At 67.1% G+C, this 19615-nt stretch carries 17 protein-coding genes; 13 read left to right on the top strand and 4 right to left on the bottom strand.

The annotated features are described in order from the left end of the window. The first annotated feature begins 26 nt into the window (after positions 1–26). From FM104_RS09990 to FM104_RS09960, 7 genes are read left to right on the top strand one after another with little or no spacing between them, the layout of a single operon-like run. Complete coding sequence (locus FM104_RS09990; RefSeq protein WP_087132014.1) at positions 27–914, top strand: DUF58 domain-containing protein; 888 nt, start codon at positions 27–29, stop codon at positions 912–914. Then, positions 901–1389 (top strand): hypothetical protein, encoded by a 489-nt coding sequence (locus FM104_RS09985; protein WP_087132012.1) that lies wholly within the window; start codon positions 901–903, stop codon positions 1387–1389. Before FM104_RS09990 ends, FM104_RS09985 begins: the two co-directional genes overlap by 14 nt. Beyond that, positions 1380–2366 (top strand): VWA domain-containing protein, encoded by a 987-nt coding sequence (locus FM104_RS09980; RefSeq protein WP_256971607.1) that lies wholly within the window; start codon positions 1380–1382, stop codon positions 2364–2366. Before FM104_RS09985 ends, FM104_RS09980 begins: the two co-directional genes overlap by 10 nt. Beyond that, complete coding sequence (locus FM104_RS09975) at positions 2363–3397, top strand: vWA domain-containing protein (protein WP_087132009.1); 1035 nt, start codon at positions 2363–2365, stop codon at positions 3395–3397. The genes FM104_RS09980 and FM104_RS09975 overlap by 4 nt, the downstream gene beginning before the upstream one ends. Then, complete coding sequence (locus FM104_RS09970; protein WP_087132006.1) at positions 3390–4169, top strand: hypothetical protein; 780 nt, start codon at positions 3390–3392, stop codon at positions 4167–4169. The genes FM104_RS09975 and FM104_RS09970 overlap by 8 nt, the downstream gene beginning before the upstream one ends. Before the next feature lie 5 nt (positions 4170–4174). Next, positions 4175–5293, top strand: coding sequence for a hypothetical protein (locus tag FM104_RS09965; protein ID WP_087132135.1), 1119 nt, complete (start codon positions 4175–4177; stop codon positions 5291–5293). Positions 5294–5352: 59 nt separating this feature from the next. After that, complete coding sequence (locus FM104_RS09960; RefSeq protein ID WP_087132003.1) at positions 5353–6306, top strand: N-acetylglucosamine kinase; 954 nt, start codon at positions 5353–5355, stop codon at positions 6304–6306. A 25-nt stretch (positions 6307–6331) separates the two neighbouring features. On the opposite strand, the gene FM104_RS09955 is transcribed toward FM104_RS09960, so the two are convergent. Then, positions 6332–6796: a ZIP family metal transporter gene (locus FM104_RS09955; protein WP_256971606.1), complete on the bottom strand. Its 465-nt coding sequence runs from the start codon at positions 6794–6796 to the stop codon at positions 6332–6334. A 330-nt stretch (positions 6797–7126) separates the two neighbouring features. On the opposite strand from FM104_RS09955, the gene argG reads away from it, so the two are divergent. From argG to FM104_RS09925, 6 genes are all read left to right on the top strand, one after another. Beyond that, positions 7127–8560, top strand: coding sequence for an argininosuccinate synthase (gene argG, locus FM104_RS09950; protein WP_087132000.1), 1434 nt, complete (start codon positions 7127–7129; stop codon positions 8558–8560). An 83-nt stretch (positions 8561–8643) separates the two neighbouring features. Further along, the gene (locus tag FM104_RS09945) at positions 8644–9258 is read left to right on the top strand and encodes a TetR/AcrR family transcriptional regulator (protein WP_087131997.1); all 615 of its coding nucleotides are present in this window, start codon (positions 8644–8646) and stop codon (positions 9256–9258) included. Positions 9259–9299: 41 nt separating this feature from the next. Continuing rightward, entirely contained in the window at positions 9300–12155 is a 2856-nt protein-coding gene (locus FM104_RS09940; RefSeq protein WP_087131994.1) for a YhgE/Pip domain-containing protein, read from the top strand. Continuing rightward, complete coding sequence (locus FM104_RS09935; RefSeq protein WP_087131992.1) at positions 12152–14335, top strand: YhgE/Pip domain-containing protein; 2184 nt, start codon at positions 12152–12154, stop codon at positions 14333–14335. Before FM104_RS09940 ends, FM104_RS09935 begins: the two co-directional genes overlap by 4 nt. Before the next feature lie 166 nt (positions 14336–14501). Beyond that, entirely contained in the window at positions 14502–17141 is a 2640-nt protein-coding gene (locus tag FM104_RS09930) for a penicillin acylase family protein (RefSeq protein ID WP_087131989.1), read from the top strand. A 106-nt stretch (positions 17142–17247) separates the two neighbouring features. Continuing rightward, complete coding sequence (locus tag FM104_RS09925; protein ID WP_087131987.1) at positions 17248–18009, top strand: alpha/beta fold hydrolase; 762 nt, start codon at positions 17248–17250, stop codon at positions 18007–18009. 11 nt (positions 18010–18020) lie between these two features. Here FM104_RS09925 and FM104_RS16285 read toward each other — a convergent pair whose 3' ends face one another. The 3 genes from FM104_RS16285 to FM104_RS09910 are packed head-to-tail and all read right to left on the bottom strand — an operon-like array spanning position 18021 to position 19614. Next, the gene (locus FM104_RS16285; RefSeq protein WP_218778570.1) at positions 18021–18905 is read right to left on the bottom strand and encodes a DUF2510 domain-containing protein; all 885 of its coding nucleotides are present in this window, start codon (positions 18903–18905) and stop codon (positions 18021–18023) included. Between the two features lie 29 nt (positions 18906–18934). After that, entirely contained in the window at positions 18935–19348 is a 414-nt protein-coding gene (gene mnhG / locus FM104_RS09915; protein ID WP_087131984.1) for a monovalent cation/H(+) antiporter subunit G, read from the bottom strand. Next, positions 19345–19614: a monovalent cation/H+ antiporter complex subunit F gene (locus tag FM104_RS09910; protein WP_087132134.1), complete on the bottom strand. Its 270-nt coding sequence runs from the start codon at positions 19612–19614 to the stop codon at positions 19345–19347. Before FM104_RS09910 ends, mnhG begins: the two co-directional genes overlap by 4 nt. Position 19615 lies beyond the last annotated feature (1 nt).

Genomic DNA, 19615 nt, shown 5'->3' with positions numbered 1-19615 from the left:
TCCGCCCCCGACACGCACAGGCCTCCATGCAGCCGTTGATCACCCAGGTGAAGAGCAAGCTCTTCATCCGCTCGTCGCAGAAGTCGATGCACGCGCTCGATGGCGCGTACGCATCGCTGATGCGCGGTCGCAGCCTCGACTTCGAGGATCTGCGGCCGTACGAGTACGGCGACCAGGTGCGCGATATCGACTGGCGTGCCACCGCCAAACAGGGCGAGCCGCTCATCAAGCGCACCAAGGCCACGCGCATGCACACCGTGCTGTTCCTGGTAGATGCCGGTCGCGGCATGAATGCCCTCGCCGAGGACGAGACCTCGAAGCGCGAGCTGGCGGTGCTGGTCACCGGAGCCCTGGGTTTTCTCACCGTGCGCCACGGCGACGATTTCTCGGTCGTCTACGGGGATGCCGAGCAGGTGCGCCGTCTGCCACCCGGTGGCAGCGAGGGGTCGCTCGAGCACGCGCTGCGCACGATCGACCGAACGATCCGCGAGAGCACCACTCCCAACGATCGTGACGCTCTGCTGAACTATGTGGCCCGCAACATCGCCCGCCGCATGATCGTCGTCATCGTCACCGACGAAGCCCCGTTGACCTCGGATACCGACCGGATGCTGCGCCGGCTCAAGGTGCAGCACGACGTGCTGTGGTTGACGATTCGCGATGCCGACCCTGTGGTGCGCGAGGGCGGCGGAGCGGGGCGGCGCGACGTCGACAGCGGCTGGGCGGTGCCTGGCTTCGTGCAGGGAGACGACGAGGTGCTGACCGAGCTCGCTGCGCAGGAGGCGGCCGAGACGGCACGTCGCCACGACCTGCTGCGCCGGCTCGAGATCACGCATGCCGAGTTCGGCGGACAGGATGCTGCCGTGCCGGCGCTGCTGGCGATGCTCAACCGGAGGTCGAATGCCCGCCTCTGATGAGCTCTATCCCCCAGTCCAGTACGGCTGGGGCTGGATCCTGCTGGCGATCGGCATCCTCGTGCTGCTCGGACTCGCCGCCTGGCTGCTGATCCGCTCCACCCGGCCGAAGCGCAGCATCACGCTCCCGGGCACCGGTGTGCTGCTGCCGCCGACGACCGAGGTCCTCGCTCAGCTGCGCACCGAGTATCTCGCTGACGTGCAGCAGATCGAAGACGCATACCGTGCTGAGAATATAGACCCGCACAAGGCGAACCTCGAACTCAGCCGGGTCGTCCGCAGCTTCGTGAACGAATACTCGGGTCTGGAAGCGCCGGTACTCTCGCTCGAAGACCTGGTCGAGCGCGGTGTCGACCCGGCGCTCATCGACGCGATCCGCCGGCACTACTACCCGAGCATCTTCCAGCGCGGCCCGGCGATCGATCCGACCTACGGCGCAGAGGCCGCTCGCAAGGTGGTGACGACGTGGCACTGAACACCTGGTGGATCATCCTCGTCGCCCTCGGCGTACTGGCTGCGGCGGTGATCATCGGCATCCTGCTCGGCCGTCGTGCCGACCAGCACACTGAAGCGACCCCCTCCGCTCTCATCTCCCGCGCCGAGAGGCTGCGGGCCCTGCCGTCGTTCCGCTCTGCGATCAACCGCCGCATCAGCCTGCTTTCCGCCATCTTGGCTCTCGGCGCTGTCGCCGTGCTGCTCGGCGGGGTCGTCGCGGCGCGGCCGATGGCCGCCAAGACGATCCAGCCGATCGACAACAGCCGCGACATCATGCTGTGCCTGGACGTCTCCGGGTCGATGTCTGATGTCGATATCGAGGTGCTCAGCGTGTTCGAGGAGCTGCTGGACGGCTTCGAGGGTGAGCGCATCGGACTGACGATCTTCAACAGTTCTCCGGTGCAGGTGTTTCCACTCACCGATGACTATCCGTTCATCCGCGAGCAGCTGAAGAACGTCCGCTCCAGCTTCGATTATATGGATGACATCCCCGAGCACTGGGTCGGCACCATGAACGGACCTGGTGCCTCCCTCATCGGCGACGGGCTGGCCGCCTGCACGCTGCGCTTCGACCACCTCGAAGACGACCGCTCGCGTTCGGTGATCTTCGCCACCGACAACGAGGTCGCCGGTGCCTCGATCCTCACTGTCGAAGAAGCCGCCCAATATGCGAAGTCGAAGCAGGTGCGCGTCTTCGCGCTGAACCCGGTGCAGGGCAAGGATGCCGAGGTCAGTGCCGAGCTCGAGAATGCCGCGCAGCTGACCGGCGGCCAGTCGTATGCGCTCCGGGGCACGACGACCGTGGCAGACATCATCACGGAGATCCAGAAGCAGGAGGCGACCGCCCTGAAGGGGCAGGCCCAGGTGATCTGGGTCGACAATCCGAACCTGTGGGTCGCGGCGATGCTCGTCGCCGTGCTGGGCTTCCTGGTATTGCTGTGGAGGGTGCGCCTGTGATCTTCCATCCGGTTCTGCATCCTGTGCTGCTGGTGCTGCTGTGCGCACCGCTGGTGTACCTCACCGTCCGTGCGCTGATCAACCCGAGGAAGGGCCCGGTCGCGGGCTCCGGCGGACGAGGCCTGTGGGCGCTGCGCCTGGGGATGATCGTCGTCGTGTTCCTGATGCTGCTGCGCCCGGGCATACCCGGCGGCACCTCGCAGGCACTGGCCACCGACACCGACATCGTGCTGGTGGTCGACACCACCGCGAGCATCGTCGCCGAGGATTGGGGCGCCGACCAGCCCCGCCTCGATGGTGTGCGCGAGGATGTGCAGTCGATCGTCGATGAGTACCCCGGTGCGCGCTTCTCGCTGATCAGCTTCGATGCTTCCGCGCAGCTGCGACTGCCGCTGACCACCGACGCCACGGCGCTGATGTCGAGCCTGGATGTGATGCGCCCCGAGGTCACCGACCAGTCGCGGGGCTCATCGATCGGCATCGCGAATCGGATGCTGGCCGACACGCTCTCCGCCGCGGCGAAGAGCGCCCCTGACCGCAGCCGGATGGTGTTCTACTTCGGCGACGGCGAGCAGACGATCTCGAGCGACCCGGAATCGTTCACCAAGAGCGCCAAGTACGTCGACGGTGGCGCCGTGCTCGGCTACGGCACCGCAGAGGGCGGCCCCATGCAGAAGACCACCGGGCGCCTTTCGCCCGGCTCGGGCAGTCAGCCCTCCGGGGAGTACATCGAGTACCAGGGCGCTCGGGCGATGTCGACGATCGATGAAGGCAACCTGCGCACGATCTCGGAGCAGCTCGGCGTCACGTACCAGCACCGGTCGGCGGATGCCGCGATCGCGCTCCCCGACGCCCCGACCAGCACCACCGACTACTCGGCATCCGGCGAGGTCGGCAATGTGATCGAGCTGTACTGGATCCTGGCGCTCGTGCTGCTGGCGCTGATCGCGGTCGAACTCACCCGCGCCACGATGCTCGTCACGCGTCTTCGCACCCTCACTCGCCCGCAGACGGAGGTGCGCGATGACTGATCCCACCCGGGCCGATGCCGCAGCCGCGCTGCTCGCCGTGAACCGCCGGCGCCGCAGCATCCGCCGCTGGGTCATGATCGGAACCCTTCCGCTGACCCTCGCCGCCCTGCTGTTCGTCGGCAAGCTGCTGAGCATGTATGCGTTCGCTCATCAGTCGATCAGCGAGTTCGTCGGTGCCGGGTACGCAGAATCCGAGGCGGCGGCGCGCGGCCAGGACTGGCTGAACTGGTTCGAGCAGTTCAAAGCGCCGTACAACATCGGCACCGCGCTGGCAGGCGCCGAGAAGCTGCCCGACGCCCGCACCGAGCTCGAAGAGGCGCTGCCCCTCGCGCAGGGGCTGGAGGTCTGTTACGTGCGCATCAACCTGTCGCTGGTGATGGAGCGGCAGGGAGATGCCGCGCAAGCCGATGGCGATGCCGCGCACGCCGCCCAGTTCTACGGCGAAGCGCTGCAGATGACGGCCGAGACGCCGGAGGAGTGCAACAGCGAAGACGCGCAGAACCAGTCGCCGGATCCGAACCGCGACATGAGCGAGACGCTGGAGGACAACCAGCAGCGCCAGCAGGAGAAGCAGCAGCAGAGCCAGCAGCAGTCCGACCAGGGCGAGCAGCCGCAGGATCCGCAGGAAGAAGACGACGGCGATCAGCCCTCGCAAAGCGACCTCGACGACATCGAAGAGCGCCTCAATGAGGGTGCCCAGGATCGCGAGGATCAGCTCGGCGGCGGCGACGAAGGCGGATCGGGCGGCAGCGGGACGGACAAGCCGTGGTAGAGAACATGGCCGAGAATCAGCGCTCGAAGTACGTCGGCGGCGCCGAGGGCGCACCGCCGCTTCCTCCGCCCGGCGGCTACCACGGGGCACGGCGCGCGGGCGGTGGACTGGATGCGGCAGCTGGGCTGCCCCCGGCATCCGGCAGTGGCGACGTCACCTACGCACCGGGCGGGCCGGCCGGGAAGAAGCCGGTCAACACGATCGGGCTGATCGCGATCTCGGTGACGGCGCTGTTCGTGCTCGTGCTGCTGCTGATGATGGGCGCCGGCGGAACCGACGCGCTGTACGGCGCGACGCTGCTCGTGCTGCAGTTGATCGTCGTCGGAGTGATCGTCGCGGCGATGCTCACCCCGCGCGGACGGATGCTGGGCTCCATCGCCCTCGCGCTGACCCTCGTCTTCAACGTCGCCACCGTCGGCGCGATGGGCGCGCTGCGGTCGGCGGCCACCCACGCGTATGACGGCACGAAGTCCGATGAGCAGAAGCACGAGCAGGGCTACCCGGGGGTGAAGGGCACAGCCAACTCCGATGTGCTGAACGGGATGACCCTGGAAGAGGTGCAGGCCAAGGGCGATGCGCTGATGGCCGAGGCGCGCGAGCGCGTCACCGAGCGGTTCGGATACACCTGGGTAGAGGGAGGGAAGGTCGATATCAGTCCCGAGCGCAACGGCTACGGCGGCGAATCGATGCTCAAGCGCTACACCTCCACCACGTGGACGACGTCTGAGCCCGTGCAGGACAACAGTCGCAAACGCGCGATCATCCGCGTCATCAACGAGGTGGTTCTCGAATACGGGATGTGGGATCTGTACGCCCTGAACTCCCCCGAATCCGGCATCTCTCCAGACGTTCTGGCCAATCTGTACGGCTCGGCAGAGGTCGAGCGCCAGCACACCTGGGAGTACTACACCGACAAGTTCCCGGAGCCGCTGCGGTTCTACGTCGACGCCTATGACCTGTCGAAAGACAGCACCGGGCAATTCCGCCAGCAGCGCGAGGCCATTCAGCAGCAGTTCGGCGAGCCGCTCGAGGGCGTGCAGCTGATGATCTTCGCGCGCGAGGTGCTCAGCGATGCCGACCGCGCCGCCTACGAGGAGAAGCTCAAGGAGTACCCGGGGTTCTGAGTCGCTACGCTGGCATCTGGCCCCCGGCCGATCCCCCCTCTTCTACAAGGAGCCTTGGCATGTCTGCATCGACCACGAGCACCGAGGCGCACCCTGCGGAGCTGCTCGCCATCGATGCCGGACAGACCGGGATCAAGACGCGCTTGCGCCTCGCTGATGGCACCACGCACGATGACCTCTTCGCGGGTGTGCTCACTGATCGACCGCTGCTTCCGCAGCTGGCCGAAGTCGCAGAGAGCATCGTGCGGACGGCCGGCACTGCGCCCGCGACGCTGACGCTCGGCGTCTCCGGCCTCACCGACGCCCAGGCCGAGGCCGAGGCACTGCTGCAGCGCCCGGATCTCGCCGGCATCTTGCGCGTCGTCGCCACCCATGATTCCGTCACCTCGTTCCTCGGGGTGCTCGGCGACCGATTCGGCAGCGTCGTCGCCGCTGGCACCGGTGTCGTCACGCTCGGCGTCGGTCCGCAGCACTCGGTGCGCGTGGACGGCTGGGGGCACATCATGGGCGACGCGGGCAGCGGGTACTGGATCGGCCGCGCGGCGTTGGATGCTGTCATGCGCGCCTACGATGGCCGGGGGCCTGCGACCGCACTGACCGACATCGTGCGCGAGCGCTGGCCAGACCTCGATCTGGCCTACCCCCAGTTGCAGGCGTCGCATGACCGGGTGCGCACCGTGGCATCCTTCGCCGCCGCCACTGCTGTTCTCGCAGCTGACGGCGATGACGTCGCCGGAGGCATCTGCCGGGATGCCGCCAGAGAGCTCGCGCTTGCGGCCACGACGTCGCTGCGCATGGCCGAGGCACCCGGAGATGCCGCGGTAGGCGCCGTGGGTGGGGTGTTCGGGTCGGAGCTGATCCGCTCCGAGTTCACGGCCGCAGTGAACGCCGAGCGACCGGATGCCAGGTTCGTGCCGCCGATGGGCTCGGGGCTCGACGGCGCTGTGGCGCTGGCGGGTCTCGGGGCGCAGCATCCGCTTCGCGAGCGCTTCGCCGACGTGCGCCGGGCTTAGTCGGCGCCGGGTTCCGTCCTGGCCTCTATGCGGCGAGCGCCAGCCCCGCGGCGACGGCGAAGCCGATGACCGTCGCCAAGCCGGTCGATTCCTTCGCCTTCTCCTGCGCTTCGGGGATCATCGAGTCCACCAGCATGACCAGCAGTGCGCCCGCGGCGAACCCATTCGCTGCGGCTGCGAACTCGGAACCGACGGCGTCTGCCAGCGCGAAGCCGGCGACCGTCGCGAGGGTGCAGACGAGGGCGACGGCTGCCCACATCAGCACCACGCGGGTTTTGTGCATGCCGGACTTGAGCAGGTCGGATGCGGAACCGATCGATTCCGGCAGGTTCGAGACGATGATCGCCACGATGAGGGCGGCGCCGACTCCGTCGCCCGCCGCGAGGCCGATGCCGAGCACCAACTGCTCCGGGATGCCATCGAGCAGCGCGCCCACTGCCAGAGCCGGTCCGCCCCGACGAATCCTTGCCCGACTTCTGCTGTCGAGCATCGAGAATCCGCGCGGCGATGTAATAGCAGAGGGCTCCCGCAGCGACGCCGGCGACGAGCGGAATGGGCCCGGCAAGATCCAGCCCTTCCTCCCACAGCTCGAACGCGATGGAGGCCATCAGCGCGCCAGCGCCGAAGCCGAGGATGATGCCGAGCAGTCGTGGCGGCCAACGGCGCAACAGAGCCAGCATCGCGCCGACCAGCAGCGGCGCTGCGGCGACCGCACCCCACAGCCATGCTTCTGCCATGCGCTCACCGTACCGCTGCGCTGGGTCTGCACGCGGCGTCACGTCCGTATTCGACGCTCGGGACCGCCGATACACTTGAAGCCATGTCCAAGGTGCTTCAGTCCCTCCCCGTCGGCGAAAAGGTCGGCATCGCTTTCTCTGGTGGTCTTGACACCTCCGTCGCCGTCGCGTGGATGCGCGACAAGGGTGCGGTGCCCTGCACCTATACCGGCGACCTCGGCCAGCCCGACGAAGACGACATCGATTCGATCCCCGGTCGCGCGCTCGAGTACGGGGCCGAGATCTCGCGTCTGGTCGACTGCAAGACGGCCCTGGTCGAAGAGGGCCTGGTCGCCCTGCAGTGCGGCGCCTTCCACATCCGATCGGGCGGCAAGACGTACTTCAACACCACTCCCCTGGGTCGCGCGGTCACCGGCACCATGCTGGTGCGCGCGATGAAGGAAGACGGCGTCGACATCTGGGGCGATGGCTCCACCTACAAGGGCAACGACATCGAGCGGTTCTACCGCTACGGCCTGCTCGCCAACCCACGCCTGCGCATCTACAAGCCCTGGCTCGACGCCGACTTCGTCACCGAGCTCGGCGGACGCCATGAGATGAGCGAGTGGCTCACCGCGCACGGCTTCCCCTACCGCGACTCGGCCGAGAAGGCCTATTCGACCGATGCGAACATCTGGGGCGCCACGCACGAGGCGAAGACCCTCGAGCACCTGAACGTCTCGCTCGAGAGCGTCGACCCGATCATGGGCGTCAAGTTCTGGGATCCTTCGGTCGCCATCGAGACCGAAGACGTCACCGTGACGTTCGAAGGTGGCCGCCCGGTCGCCCTGAACGGCGTCGAGTTCACGAACCCGGTCGATCTCGTCTTCGAGGCGAACCGCATCGGCGGTCGTCACGGCCTCGGCATGAGCGACCAGATCGAGAACCGCATCATCGAGGCGAAGTCGCGCGGCATCTACGAAGCGCCGGGCATGGCGCTGCTGTTCATCGCCTATGAGCGACTGGTCAACGGCATCCTCAACGAGGACACCCTCGCCAGCTACCACGAGCAGGGTCGTCGCCTGGGCCGGCTGATGTACGAAGGGCGCTGGCTCGACCCGCAGTCGCTCATGCTGCGCGAGTCGATCCAGCGCTGGGTGGGCCTCACGATCTCGGGCACCGTCAGCATCCGCCTGCGCCGCGGTGATGACTGGACGATCCTCGACACCACGAGCCCCAACCTGTCGTACGGGCCCGAGAAGCTCTCGATGGAGCGCGTCGGCGACGCCGCCTTCGGCCCGGTCGACCGCATCGGTCAGCTCACCATGCGCAACCTCGACATCGCCGACTCGCGCTCGCGGCTGGAGCAGTATGCGGGGCTCGGCCTCGTCGGCGGAGCGACCGGCGAGCTCGTCGGCCGCGTCACCGCCGGCCAGTCCGGTGAGATCACCGGCTCGGTCGGAGACGTCGACCACAGCTTCGCAGATGCTGTCGATTCGGCATCCGAGGGCGCAGCCTTCGACTCCGGCACCGATTGATCACCCCCGGCTGCCGGATGCGGATGCTGTGAGTCCGCCCAAACAACTTGCACAACGCTGTGCAAGTTACGTATTCTGGGCGCATGGCTACCCGTGCACCCCGCGCTGACGCGCTCGCGAACCGCGCCGGCATCCTGAACGCGGCTCGCACGGCCCTGACCACCGATCCGCAGGCCTCCGTCGACGTGATCGCGCGCGGCGCTGGCCTCAGCCGCCGCACGCTGTACGGGCACTTCGACGATCGTGACACGCTCATCCGCGAGCTGATCGTCATCGGCGCGCAGCGTTTCAACGCGATCGCCGAGTCGATCGCGGATGCGGATGCCCAGCTCGCGCTCGCTCGACTGGCCGCACGCCTGTGGCACGAGGCCGCGCACGTGCAGTTTGCGGCCGTGCTCGCGCTCGATGAGGCCCACGTCGAGCACACCGCCGAAGCACTCGCCCCGCTGCGCCGCGCCGTGGACGATCTGGTGCGCCGCGGACAGGACGATGGCAGCTTCCGCACCGACCTTGCTGCGCCGACCCTCGCCCGCCTCATCGAGGAGATGGCGCGCACCGTGGTAGCCCGCACGGATGCGGCGAGCGCGGGCGCAGCGGACCTCGCCGTGCGCACGGTACTGAGCATCGCCGGACTCTCCTGGCGCGAAGCGGATGCCCTGCTCGCTGCACACCCCGACATCGCGGAGACCGCCGCGTGAGCTCCTCTGCTCGGAATACCACTGGCCCGGCAGGAGGTGCGATGCCCAACGCAGGGACGGTGTTCCGCCGCGATCTCGGTCGCCTCGCGCGGGTCAGCAAGGCGTGGATCATCATCATCGGCGTGATCGTCACGCCCTCGCTGTACGCCTGGTTCAACATCGTCGCGTTCTGGGACCCGTACTCGAACACGCAGCACGTCAGCGTCGCGATCGTCAACCAAGACGATGGCGCCACATCCGACTTCACCGGCAGCATCGACGTGGGCGGCGAGCTCGTCGATCAGCTCAAGCAGAATGACCAGCTCGGCTGGGAGTTCCTCGACGAAGACGAGGCGATGGATGCCGTGCGCAGCGGCCGCAGCTACGCCGCGATCATCATCCCCCCGGATTTCAGCCGCGATCTCATCAGCATCGCCGCCGGTGAGATCACCCGCCCTGAGCTGAAGTACTACGTCAACGAGAAGGCGAACGCGATCGCCCCGAAGATCACCGACGTCGGGGCCTCTACCCTCGACAACCAGATCAACAGCACCTTCGTGTCGGTCGTCTCCAAGGCCGTCACCGAGCAGCTGAAGGCAGCGGGCGCGGATGTCGAGGATCGCCTCGGCGACGCCAGGGACACCTCCGTCGCCGCGCTCGACGACGCCGTCGCGAAGGTCTCGTCCGCTCGCGGCCGCATCACCGAGCTGCAGAGCAGCCTCGCCGACGCGCAGAGCCGGCTCGACATTGCCGTCGGCACTCTGCGAGAGGTCGACAAGACGCTCGGCGAGGTGCAGACCGCTGTCACACAGGCTCAGTCCCTCGCCGCCGAGGCGCAGCAGGAGCTGCTCACCGTCACCGACACGGTCACCTCCGGGTATGTCTCCGGCACCACGCTCATCGCCGACGCGTCATCGAAGATGAACGCCTCGATCTCGACACTCTCGGCGGGTCTGCAGCAGGCGAACGTCGCGGTCAGCACCGCGATCGACGACCTGTCCGCGGTCGTCAAGGCGAACGGCACGGCGCTCGACGAGCTGCAGTCCGTGCTGGATCAGACCGATCCCGAATCCGAGGCCGCGCAGAGGTTGCGCCAGGTCATCGACGACCTGAGGCAGCGCACCGCCGCCGACCAGCAGGCGCTCGACGAACTGAAGACACTGAACAGCGATGTCACAAACACGATCGGGTCGGTCAAGACCGGAGCCGACGAGGTGAACGCCACGACCTCCCAGGCGGCGACGGCGGCGGGAGCCATCCGCGACGCGCTGACGAAGAGCGTACCCGAACTCAACCGCGCGATGTCGGCGATGTCGGCCAGTGCCGAAGGGTTCTCGGCGGCTCTTGGTGCACAGCGATCCCAGATCACGCAGGCGCAGAACCTGCTGTCGGGGCTGAAGACCCAGCTGGCCTCTACCACGACGGCCCTCGGCGCGCTGGACGGCAACCTCGCCACCGCGGAGTCCGGCCTGAGCGGCGTGCGCACCGACGTGCTGGCGCTCAGCGCCGCCGACGTGTGGAACCGGCTGAGCACGATCAGCGGCCTCGACCCCGAGCAGATCGCGAACTTCATGGCCGCGCCCGTCGAGGTGCACGAGAACACCGTATTCCCGACCAAGACGTACGGCTCGGCGATGGCCGCGCTGTTCACGAACCTCACCCTGTGGATCGGCGCGTTCGTGCTGATGGTGATCTTCCGCCTCGAGGTCGACACCGAGGGCGTCGAGGGCGTAACCGTGCGGCAGGCCTACCTCGGGCGCTGGATGCTGTTCGCCGCGATCGCAGTGTGCCAGGCGGTGCTCGTCTCGGTGGGCAACCTGTTCATCGGCGTGCAGACGGCGAACGCCTTCGCGTTCGTGGGCACCAGTGTGCTCATCGGCCTGGCGTACCTCAGCATCATCTACGCGCTGTCGGTGTGCTTCGGGTACGTGGGCAAGGGCCTGTGCATCCTGCTGGTGATCTTCCAGATCCCCGGGGCTTCCGGCCTGTACCCGATTGAGATGATGCCGGACTTCTTCCGCGGGCTCTACCCGTTCCTGCCCTTCACCTACGGAATCGACGCGCTGCGCGAGACCATCAGCGGCTTCTACGACGGCGCCTGGTGGCGTGCCATGGGAATGCTCGCGATCTACGTCGTTCTGGCCTTCGCACTCGGGCTGTTCCTGCGCCGCCGGCTGGGCAACTTCGCCCTGCTGTTCAACCGCAGACTCGCGGAGAGCGAGCTGCTGGTGAGTGAAGACGTGCATATCACCGGTCGCCGACGCACACCGCAGATCATCCGCGCACTGACCGACGGCGACGGGTACCGCGCGCAGGTCGCGGAGCGCACCCGGAGGTTCACCGAGCGGTACTCGACCAGGCTGCGGCTGACCCTGTTCATCGGCGTCGCGGTGATGGCCGTGATCGGCGTCGCCGCCTGGCTGCTGCCGGAGGCCAAAGCCACGATGCTCGGCCTGTGGGCACTGTGGTGCCTGATCCTGATCGCCTTGCTCGTCGCCCTGGAGTACATCAAGCAGGGCATCGAGCAGGCCTCCGAGCTGGGAGAGATGCCGGATGCCGAGCTGCGGCAGGTGCTGATCGACGAGACCGACGGCGATGGCACGATGCTCGCCGACGCCCGGGCGTCCGTCGCATCGGCGGGTGCATCGGATGCCGGAAGCACGGCGGTGCTTGAGCGGACGGAGGTCATCGCCGAGAGGGACGACGACGACACGGCCGTGCTGGACGAGCTGTTCGGCCCGGATGCCGAGACGGAGACTGGCGTCGAGACGGAGACGGAGACGCAGACCGAGGCTGCGGCGGAGGCGCGCGGCATGGCTGCCGACGAGGACGCCGACGCGCAGCATCCGCAACCCACTGACACACCACCTCACGAGCCCGAAGAGGACGACGCCCAGGAAGGAGGGGAGCGCGAATGAAGAACATCCTGCAGGTGCTCCGCTTCGATCTGCGCCGTGCCACAAGCAGCGTCATGGCGGTGATCGTGCTCTTCGGCCTGGTCGTGATCCCGTCCCTGTTCACGTGGTTCAACGTGATCGCCAGCTGGAACCCGTTCGACAACACCAAGAACCTGAAGGTAGCGGTCGCCAACACCGACGAGGGGTACCAGAGCGACCTCGTGCCGATCCGTCTGAACGTGGGCGACCAGGTGCTCTCCACGCTGCGCGCGAACCACGACCTGGACTGGGTGTTCACGTCGAAGGACGATGCGATCGACGGCACGCAGTCGGGCGCGTACTACGCCGCGATCGTGCTCCCGCCCACGTTCAGCACCGACATGATGACGTTCTACTCGAACGGCGCCGAGCGCACCCGCATCGAGTACTACACGAACGAGAAGAAGAACGCGCTGGCCCCGAAGATCACCGGGCAGGGCGCGGACGAGGTCGCCACGACCATCAATGAGGCGTTCACGTCCACGCTCAGCGACGTGGGCCTCGGCATCATCACCTCGCTCTCAAAGTACCTCGACGATGCCGACACCCAGGTCGCGCTATCGCGCCTGCAAGCCCACGTCGGTGAGGTCGCCGCGCAGCTGCGCGCCGGCGCATCCACCGCCGACATGTTCACCGCGCTGATCTCGTCGAGCCGCCCTCTGGTCGACAGCGCCTCGGGCCTGGCATCCGCTTCCGGCGATGCCCTGCGCAGCGCCACCGGCGCGCTGGGCGACGGCAAGCAGGCCGCGCAGTCGCTGAAGCAGGTGCTCGCCTCGACCACCTCCGCGCTCGGCGACGCGCTCTCCGGCACGGCCGACAGCTATCAGGCGGTCGCCGACAGCGTCGATGACGTGTTCGCGTCGATGAACGCGCAGGCGACGAGCTCCGCCGATTCGCTGCGTGCCGTCGCGACCCGGGTGCAGACCCAGGTCGATCAACACCAGAGGCTGCGCGGCGACCTAGTGAACACCGTGCGCCCGATGCTCCCCGAGAGTGCGCTGGACTCGTTCGACGCGGCCGTGTCGCGGATCGACGCCGCGATCGCCCGCGAGCAGGCCCTGCAGGATCGGCTGGAGGAGGGCGCGACGCAGATCGCTGGCGGCAACGCCGACAGCCAGGCCATGCACGCCGAGATCTCACGGCTGATCGCCGAGGCGAAGGCGGCCGTGCAGGACGCCCGCAGCGCCTACACGGGCAGCCTGCAGCCCAAGCTCGACGATCTCGCCGAGACGCTCGCCTCGATCGGCCGCGACGTCGACTCGATCGGCGGCGAGCTGTCCTCCGCCGCGAGGTCGCTCACGGGGTCGGGGTCGCTGAGCAGTGCGCTGACGGATGCCGAGTCGCTCACGACCGGGATCTCGCAGTCGCTCACCGAGACCGCCGATCGCTTCGACGAGTTGCATGCCGCGCTGACGAAGGCCATCGACACAGGAGACCTCAGCGAGCTCAGCCAGATGATCGGCTCCGACCCGAAGGCCCTCGCCACGTTCCTCGCGGAGCCGGTCGGGCTCGTCCGGATGCCGGTCTACTCGGTCGTGAGCTTCGGCGCCGCGATGACGCCGCTCTACACCGTGCTTGCACTGTGGGTCGGCGCGCTGCTGACCGCGGTCTCCATCCGCGTCGATCCCCCGCAGGGCGAGGACTCCCCCCTCCCCTCGCTCTCCCCCTCCGAGACGTACCTGGGTCGGTTCGGCGTCTTCGCGATCGTCGGGTTCCTGCAGAGCTCCCTGGTGTGCACGGGCAGCATCCTGTTCACGCAGGTGCAGCCGCAGCATCCGTTCCTGCTGCTTCTAGCCGGCTGGGTGAGCTCCCTCGTGTTCATGCTGATCATCTACACGTTCGTGGTGACGTTCGGTAACGCGGGCAAGGCACTGGCCGTGCTGCTCCTGGTGATCCAGATCTCCGGCTCCGGTGGCGCCTACCCGCTGCAGGTGCTGCCGCAATGGTTCCAGAACATCAGCCCGTTCCTGCCCGCCACGCATGCGGTGGACGCCATGCGCTCCGCGATCGCCGGCATCTACCAGAACGACTACTGGGTGTCACTGGGCTGGCTGTCGCTGTTCGCGGTGCCCACACTGCTGCTCGGGCTGGTGTTTCGACTGCCGTTCATCCACAGCAACCAGAAGATGCTGCAGGCACTGCACTCCACCAAGCTCATGTGAGCCCCGACCCGGATGTTGTTGGACCGAGCACAGATATTCGTGGCCCAGCATCCCTTTCCGACAGCACGCGACCGACTGGGTAGGATGCCAGGGCATGCGCATTCCCGAGACGCGCATTCAGACTCCGTGAGACGGAGTGCCACGACCTACCCGAGAGCGTTCCCTGATGACGATTGAAGCCACGTCCGACGTACCCCCACGATCGCTCGGCGTGCGGATCGGACGAATAGCCTTCATCGTCGTTGCCGCTCTCATCGTTGTCGCTGTCGCGGCGGCGTTCTTTCTCACCTGGACCATCCAGCGCTCCTTCCCGCAGACTTCCGGCGAGTTGCAGCTGAAGGGACTCGAGCAGCCGGTCGTCGTGCAGCGTGACGATCGCAGCATCCCGACCATCACGGCCGAATCCACCCACGACCTGTTCTTCGCGCAGGGCTTCACCCACGCGCAGGACCGCTTCTTCGAGATGGATTTCCGCCGGCACGTCACCTCGGGCCGCGTGGCCGAGATGTTCGGCGAGTCGCAGGTGGCCACCGATAAGTTCCTGCGCACCCTCGGCTGGCGAGCCGTCGCCGAGCAGGAGGTCGACGCACTCGACGACACCACGCGCGGCTACTACGACGCGTACGCGGATGGCGTGAACGCCTATCTGTCCTCGCACTCCGGGGCCGAGATGTCGTTGGAGTACGCCGTTCTCGGCGTGCAGAACCCCGACTACTCGCCCGAGCCCTGGGAGCCAGCCGACTCGGTCGCGTGGCTGAAGGCGATGGCGTGGGATCTGCGCACGAACATCGAAGACGAGACAGACCGCGCCCTGCTCGCCGCGCAACTCACCGAGAGCGGCGAGACGGCTGAGAGTGCGCAGGCGCTCATCGAGAAGGTTTATCCCGGCTATCCGTTCGATCGGAACCCCGTCATCGTGCCGAAGATCTCGACCGTCGAGCCGCCCCCGACGACAGCTGCACCCGCATCGTTCACGGGCGTCCAGCCCGAGGTGACCGACGCGCTCACGACCATCGAATGGACGGAGGCCGCGAGCGTCATCGAAGCGGCGGGGATGCTGCTCGACAGCGCCGGTGAGGGTATCGGGTCGAACTCCTGGGTGGTCTCCGGAGACCTCACCGAGAGCGGCATGCCGCTGCTGTCGAACGACCCGCATCTCGGTGCCGCGCTGCCCTCGGTCTGGTACCAGGTGCAGCTGAAGTGCAAGAAGGTCACCGAAGCCTGCCCGTTCGATGTGGGTGGATTCTCGTTCTCGGGGCTGCCGGGCATCGTGATCGGACACAACGACAAGATCGCCTGGGGTTTCACCAACCTCACCACCGACGTCACAGACCTCTATATCGAGAAGGTCGAGGGCGACGAGTACTGGCGCGATGGCGCACTGGTGCCGATGGAGGTCGAGCACGACACCATCAAGGTCGCGGGCGGCAAGGACGTGCCGCTGACCATCCGTCGCACGGTGCATGGCCCGATCGTGTCGGGGCTGACCGATGACTTCACCGCGGTCGGAGAGCATCCGGTGACCTCTGCCGGCGACACACTCCTGCCGCTTGATGGTGCACCCGAGATTCCTGCGGGTGACACGGCGGTCAGCATCCGCTGGACTGCGCTGGATGCCGGCACCACCGCCACCGCGATCTTCGCGCTGTCGACCGCGCAGAACTTCGATGACTTCCGGTACGCGGCCTCACTCTTCGATGTGCCCGCACAGAACCTCATCTACGCCGACATCGAGGGCAACATCGGCTACCAGGCACCGGGTCGCCTGCCGATCCGCGGAGCGGGCGACGGCTGGGTCCCGCAGCCCGGTTGGGACAGCACCTACGACTGGAACGGCTTCATCCCCTTCGAAGATCTGCCGGTTTCGTACAACCCGAGCGAGGGCTACATCGTCACCGCCAACAACGCGATCGTCGATGACAGCTACGACTACTTCCTCTCGCGGGACTGGGACTACGGGTATCGGGCCGCGCGCATCACGCACCTCATCGAGCGCAAGGTCGCAGCAGCACCGCTGACCGCGGCCGACATGCGCGCCATCCAGATGGACAACGAGATGTGGATCGGCAAGCAGCTCGCCGCGGCGATGGACAAGGTCGCCGTCAAAGGCGAGGGTCCGAAGGCCGCTGTCGAGCTGCTGCGTACGTGGGATGCACAGAACGGAGCCGATTCGGCCGCCGCGGCGTACGCGAACGTGCTGTGGTCGAAGCTCGTGCACAACGTGTTCGTAGAACGCGATGTGCCGTTGCCGATCGGCGATCAGGGTCGCCTGTTCTCGGTCGTCGGCGCCATGTTCGAAGACCCGTCTGACCCGCTCTGGTCGAACGAGAAGATCGACACCGCCGGCATGTACGCCACACTGGCGCTGTCGGCGACGCAGGCCTACGACGAGCTCGCCGAGCTGCAGGGCACCGATGTCAGGCAATGGAACTGGGGCTCGCTGCACGCGCTTTCGCTGGTGAGCTCGACTCTGGGCTCGTCAGGCATCGCGCCGGTCGAGATGCTGTTCAACCGGGGACCGTACCGGGTGGGCGGCGGCTCGTCCGTGGTGAACGCGACAGGATGGCGGATGGGCGAGTCGTACGAGACCACCACGGTGCCTTCGATGCGGATGGTCGTCGACCTCGCGGATTTCGATGCATCGACGTGGAACCACCTCACCGGCACCAGCGGACACGCCTTCAACGCCCACTACACCGACCAGACCGACGACTGGTCGCACGGCGTGCAGAAGCCGTGGGCGTTCACGAAGAAGGCCGTCGCGGAGGCGACTGTCGACACCCTGGTGCTGAAGCCCGGGGACTGAGGTTCGGGCCGGTGGCCAGTGTGGACGATCGCCCACTTGTGCCGATGTGGTCGATCACCTACATCGGGTGCGGTTCGCTAGCTGAGCCGGCGGGTAGCGTAGAAGTATGCCGGAACGTCTGCTCGCCCCAGAGGGCACCCGTGTCGACATCGCCGAGTTCTCCCACGGCGGTGCCACCCTGGTCGCCGAGGACTTCGGCGAAGGAGAGCGCCCGTTCGTGCTGCTGCATGGCATCGGAATGGGCCGGTCGGTCTACATCGACCTCATCTCGAACTTGACCGGCCGGATCATCGGCATCGACCTGCCCGGCTTCGGCGAGGCGCCCGAGCCCACCCGCACGCTCACCATGGAGCGTCACGCCGACTTCGTCGCGGCCTTCCTGCACGATCGCGGTATCGCCGATGCGGTGCTCATCGGACATTCGATGGGCAGCCAGATCGCCGCAGAGGTCGCGGCGCGGCATCCGGACGGTCTCTCCGGACTCGTACTCGCCGGCCCCACAGTGAACAGTGCGTCACGCAGCATTGGTCTGCAAGCCACCTATCTGCTCTGGGATCTGCTGCATGAGCGCCCGCTGGTGTGGTGGCGCGGGGCGCGCGAGTACCTGCGCGGCGGCCCCCACCTGATCCGCAAGATCCGCGCGACCGTCGTGCACGAACCCGAGAAGACCTACCCGCGGGTGCGGATGCCCACTCTCGTGCTGCGCGGTCAGCACGATCCGCTCGCCCCGAGCTCGTGGTGCATCGAGATCGCGGACGCGATCTCCGGCGCCCGGTTCGAGGAGATCCCCGACCACGGCCACGGCACGATGATCAGCGACTCCTGGGCGGCCGCCGAGATGATCCGGAACTTCGCCGCGGGACTCTGAGCGCGCCTGATCTAGGCGGGGGCGTTCTCGGGCAGTATCGACACGGCGCGCTGCGTGTGCAGGCTCAGCGCCACGATGCCGGCCACGAGCATCAGAGCCCCACCGAACACAAAAAGACTCGTCGCGAAGTTGATCAGGCCTCCTGCAACAGCCACGAATCCGGTCACGACGATCAGCAGTCCGATGCTGGCGAAGACGGCCGTGAAGATCTTCAACCGTCGATAGTTAACGGGCCCGAAGTGCGTCGGGCGAACGCGACCTCGTTCGGTGATGTAGTGCGCCCATCGAACGCCGGTCCACCACCTCAGAGTGCTGCCACGCACCGGGCGCCAGCCTGCTGAAGGACCCTCGGTCTCGCCAGGCAGCGGACGCACCACCGGATCGAACAGCGGCTGCGTGACCGGCGCAGCAACGCGACGGCGTGCCGTCGCCATTCCTGCCCCGATGAACCAGAACACCGAGGCGAGCAGGAAGAATACTGCGGGCACCACGGTGCCAGGCGTCGAAGCCACCCGAGCCAGGTTGAGCAACCCGGCAAGGGCGAAGAGCCCGCCGAGCGCCCATGCCAGCGCAGGAGGTTCGACCGCGTTGAAATCCGCGCTCGGGACGCCATTCTTGATCTTGTAGGCGGTCCAGTTGAGGCCGTTCCACCAGCGCACCTCCGTCTTACCGGGGACGGCATACCAGCCCATCTGAACGGCAGGAGCCTGCGCCACTGGAAGCTGCGCAACAGGAGCCTGCGCAACGGGAGCACCGACAGGCATCGGAGCAGCGATAGGAGCAGGAGCCGGGGCCGGCGGCGCGACGAGGCGCTCGTGCGCAGTCCACTGGATTCCGTCCCACCAGCGCTCTTTCCCTGGAACTCCCGCCGGATACCACCCTGGTACTGCTGCCATCATCGCTCCTCAGTCTTCATGTTCGGTTCCTACCCGGCGCCGGGCGGGGTCTGCTTGGATTCGGCGTATTCGTCTGCAACCAGGCCGTGCTGGAAGATCGTGCCGTTGCGGTAGGCCTGTCGGCCGACCATGTGCGCCGACAGCGGCGCGGTCGCGAACTGCATGAGCACCACCGGTGCGACGATCACGACCCCGAGCAGGATGCCGCCGAGCGTGCGCTGCGACACCGCAATAGCGAGGCAGATGAAGACCAGCCCGAGCACCTGAGGCTTCGTCGCGGCATGCAGCCGGCTGGGCACGTCACGGAAGTGCAGCAGCCCGACCGCGGCCGACAGACAGAGGATCGCGCCGAGCAGCACCAGCACGAGCACGATGATCTCGGCGACCGGCTGCGACAGCTCGAGCTCGATAGGGTTCACAGGTGCAGAGACGAGCGCTCTCATGATGTCGTGTTGTCCCTTCGTGCGACGTAGCGTGCGACCGAGATCGAGCCGAACACGGCGACGGCGGCGATGATCAGCATCACCGGGATGTTGCGCATATGCCCGTTGATCGCCATCTCTGCACCGAGCACGCACATCACCTCGGTCAGCAGAACATCGGATGCCACGGTGCGGTCGAGGATCGATGGCCCGAGCACGATGCGGATGACGCAGAGGATCGCTGCAAGGCCGAACACCAGCATGATCACGACCATCAGCACGTTCATC

The sequence above is a fragment of the Microbacterium esteraromaticum genome (genome assembly GCF_900163815.1).
In the GTDB taxonomy this organism is placed as follows: domain Bacteria; phylum Actinomycetota; class Actinomycetes; order Actinomycetales; family Microbacteriaceae; genus Microbacterium; species Microbacterium esteraromaticum_B.
This window is presented reverse-complemented; position numbering and strand designations above follow the sequence as displayed.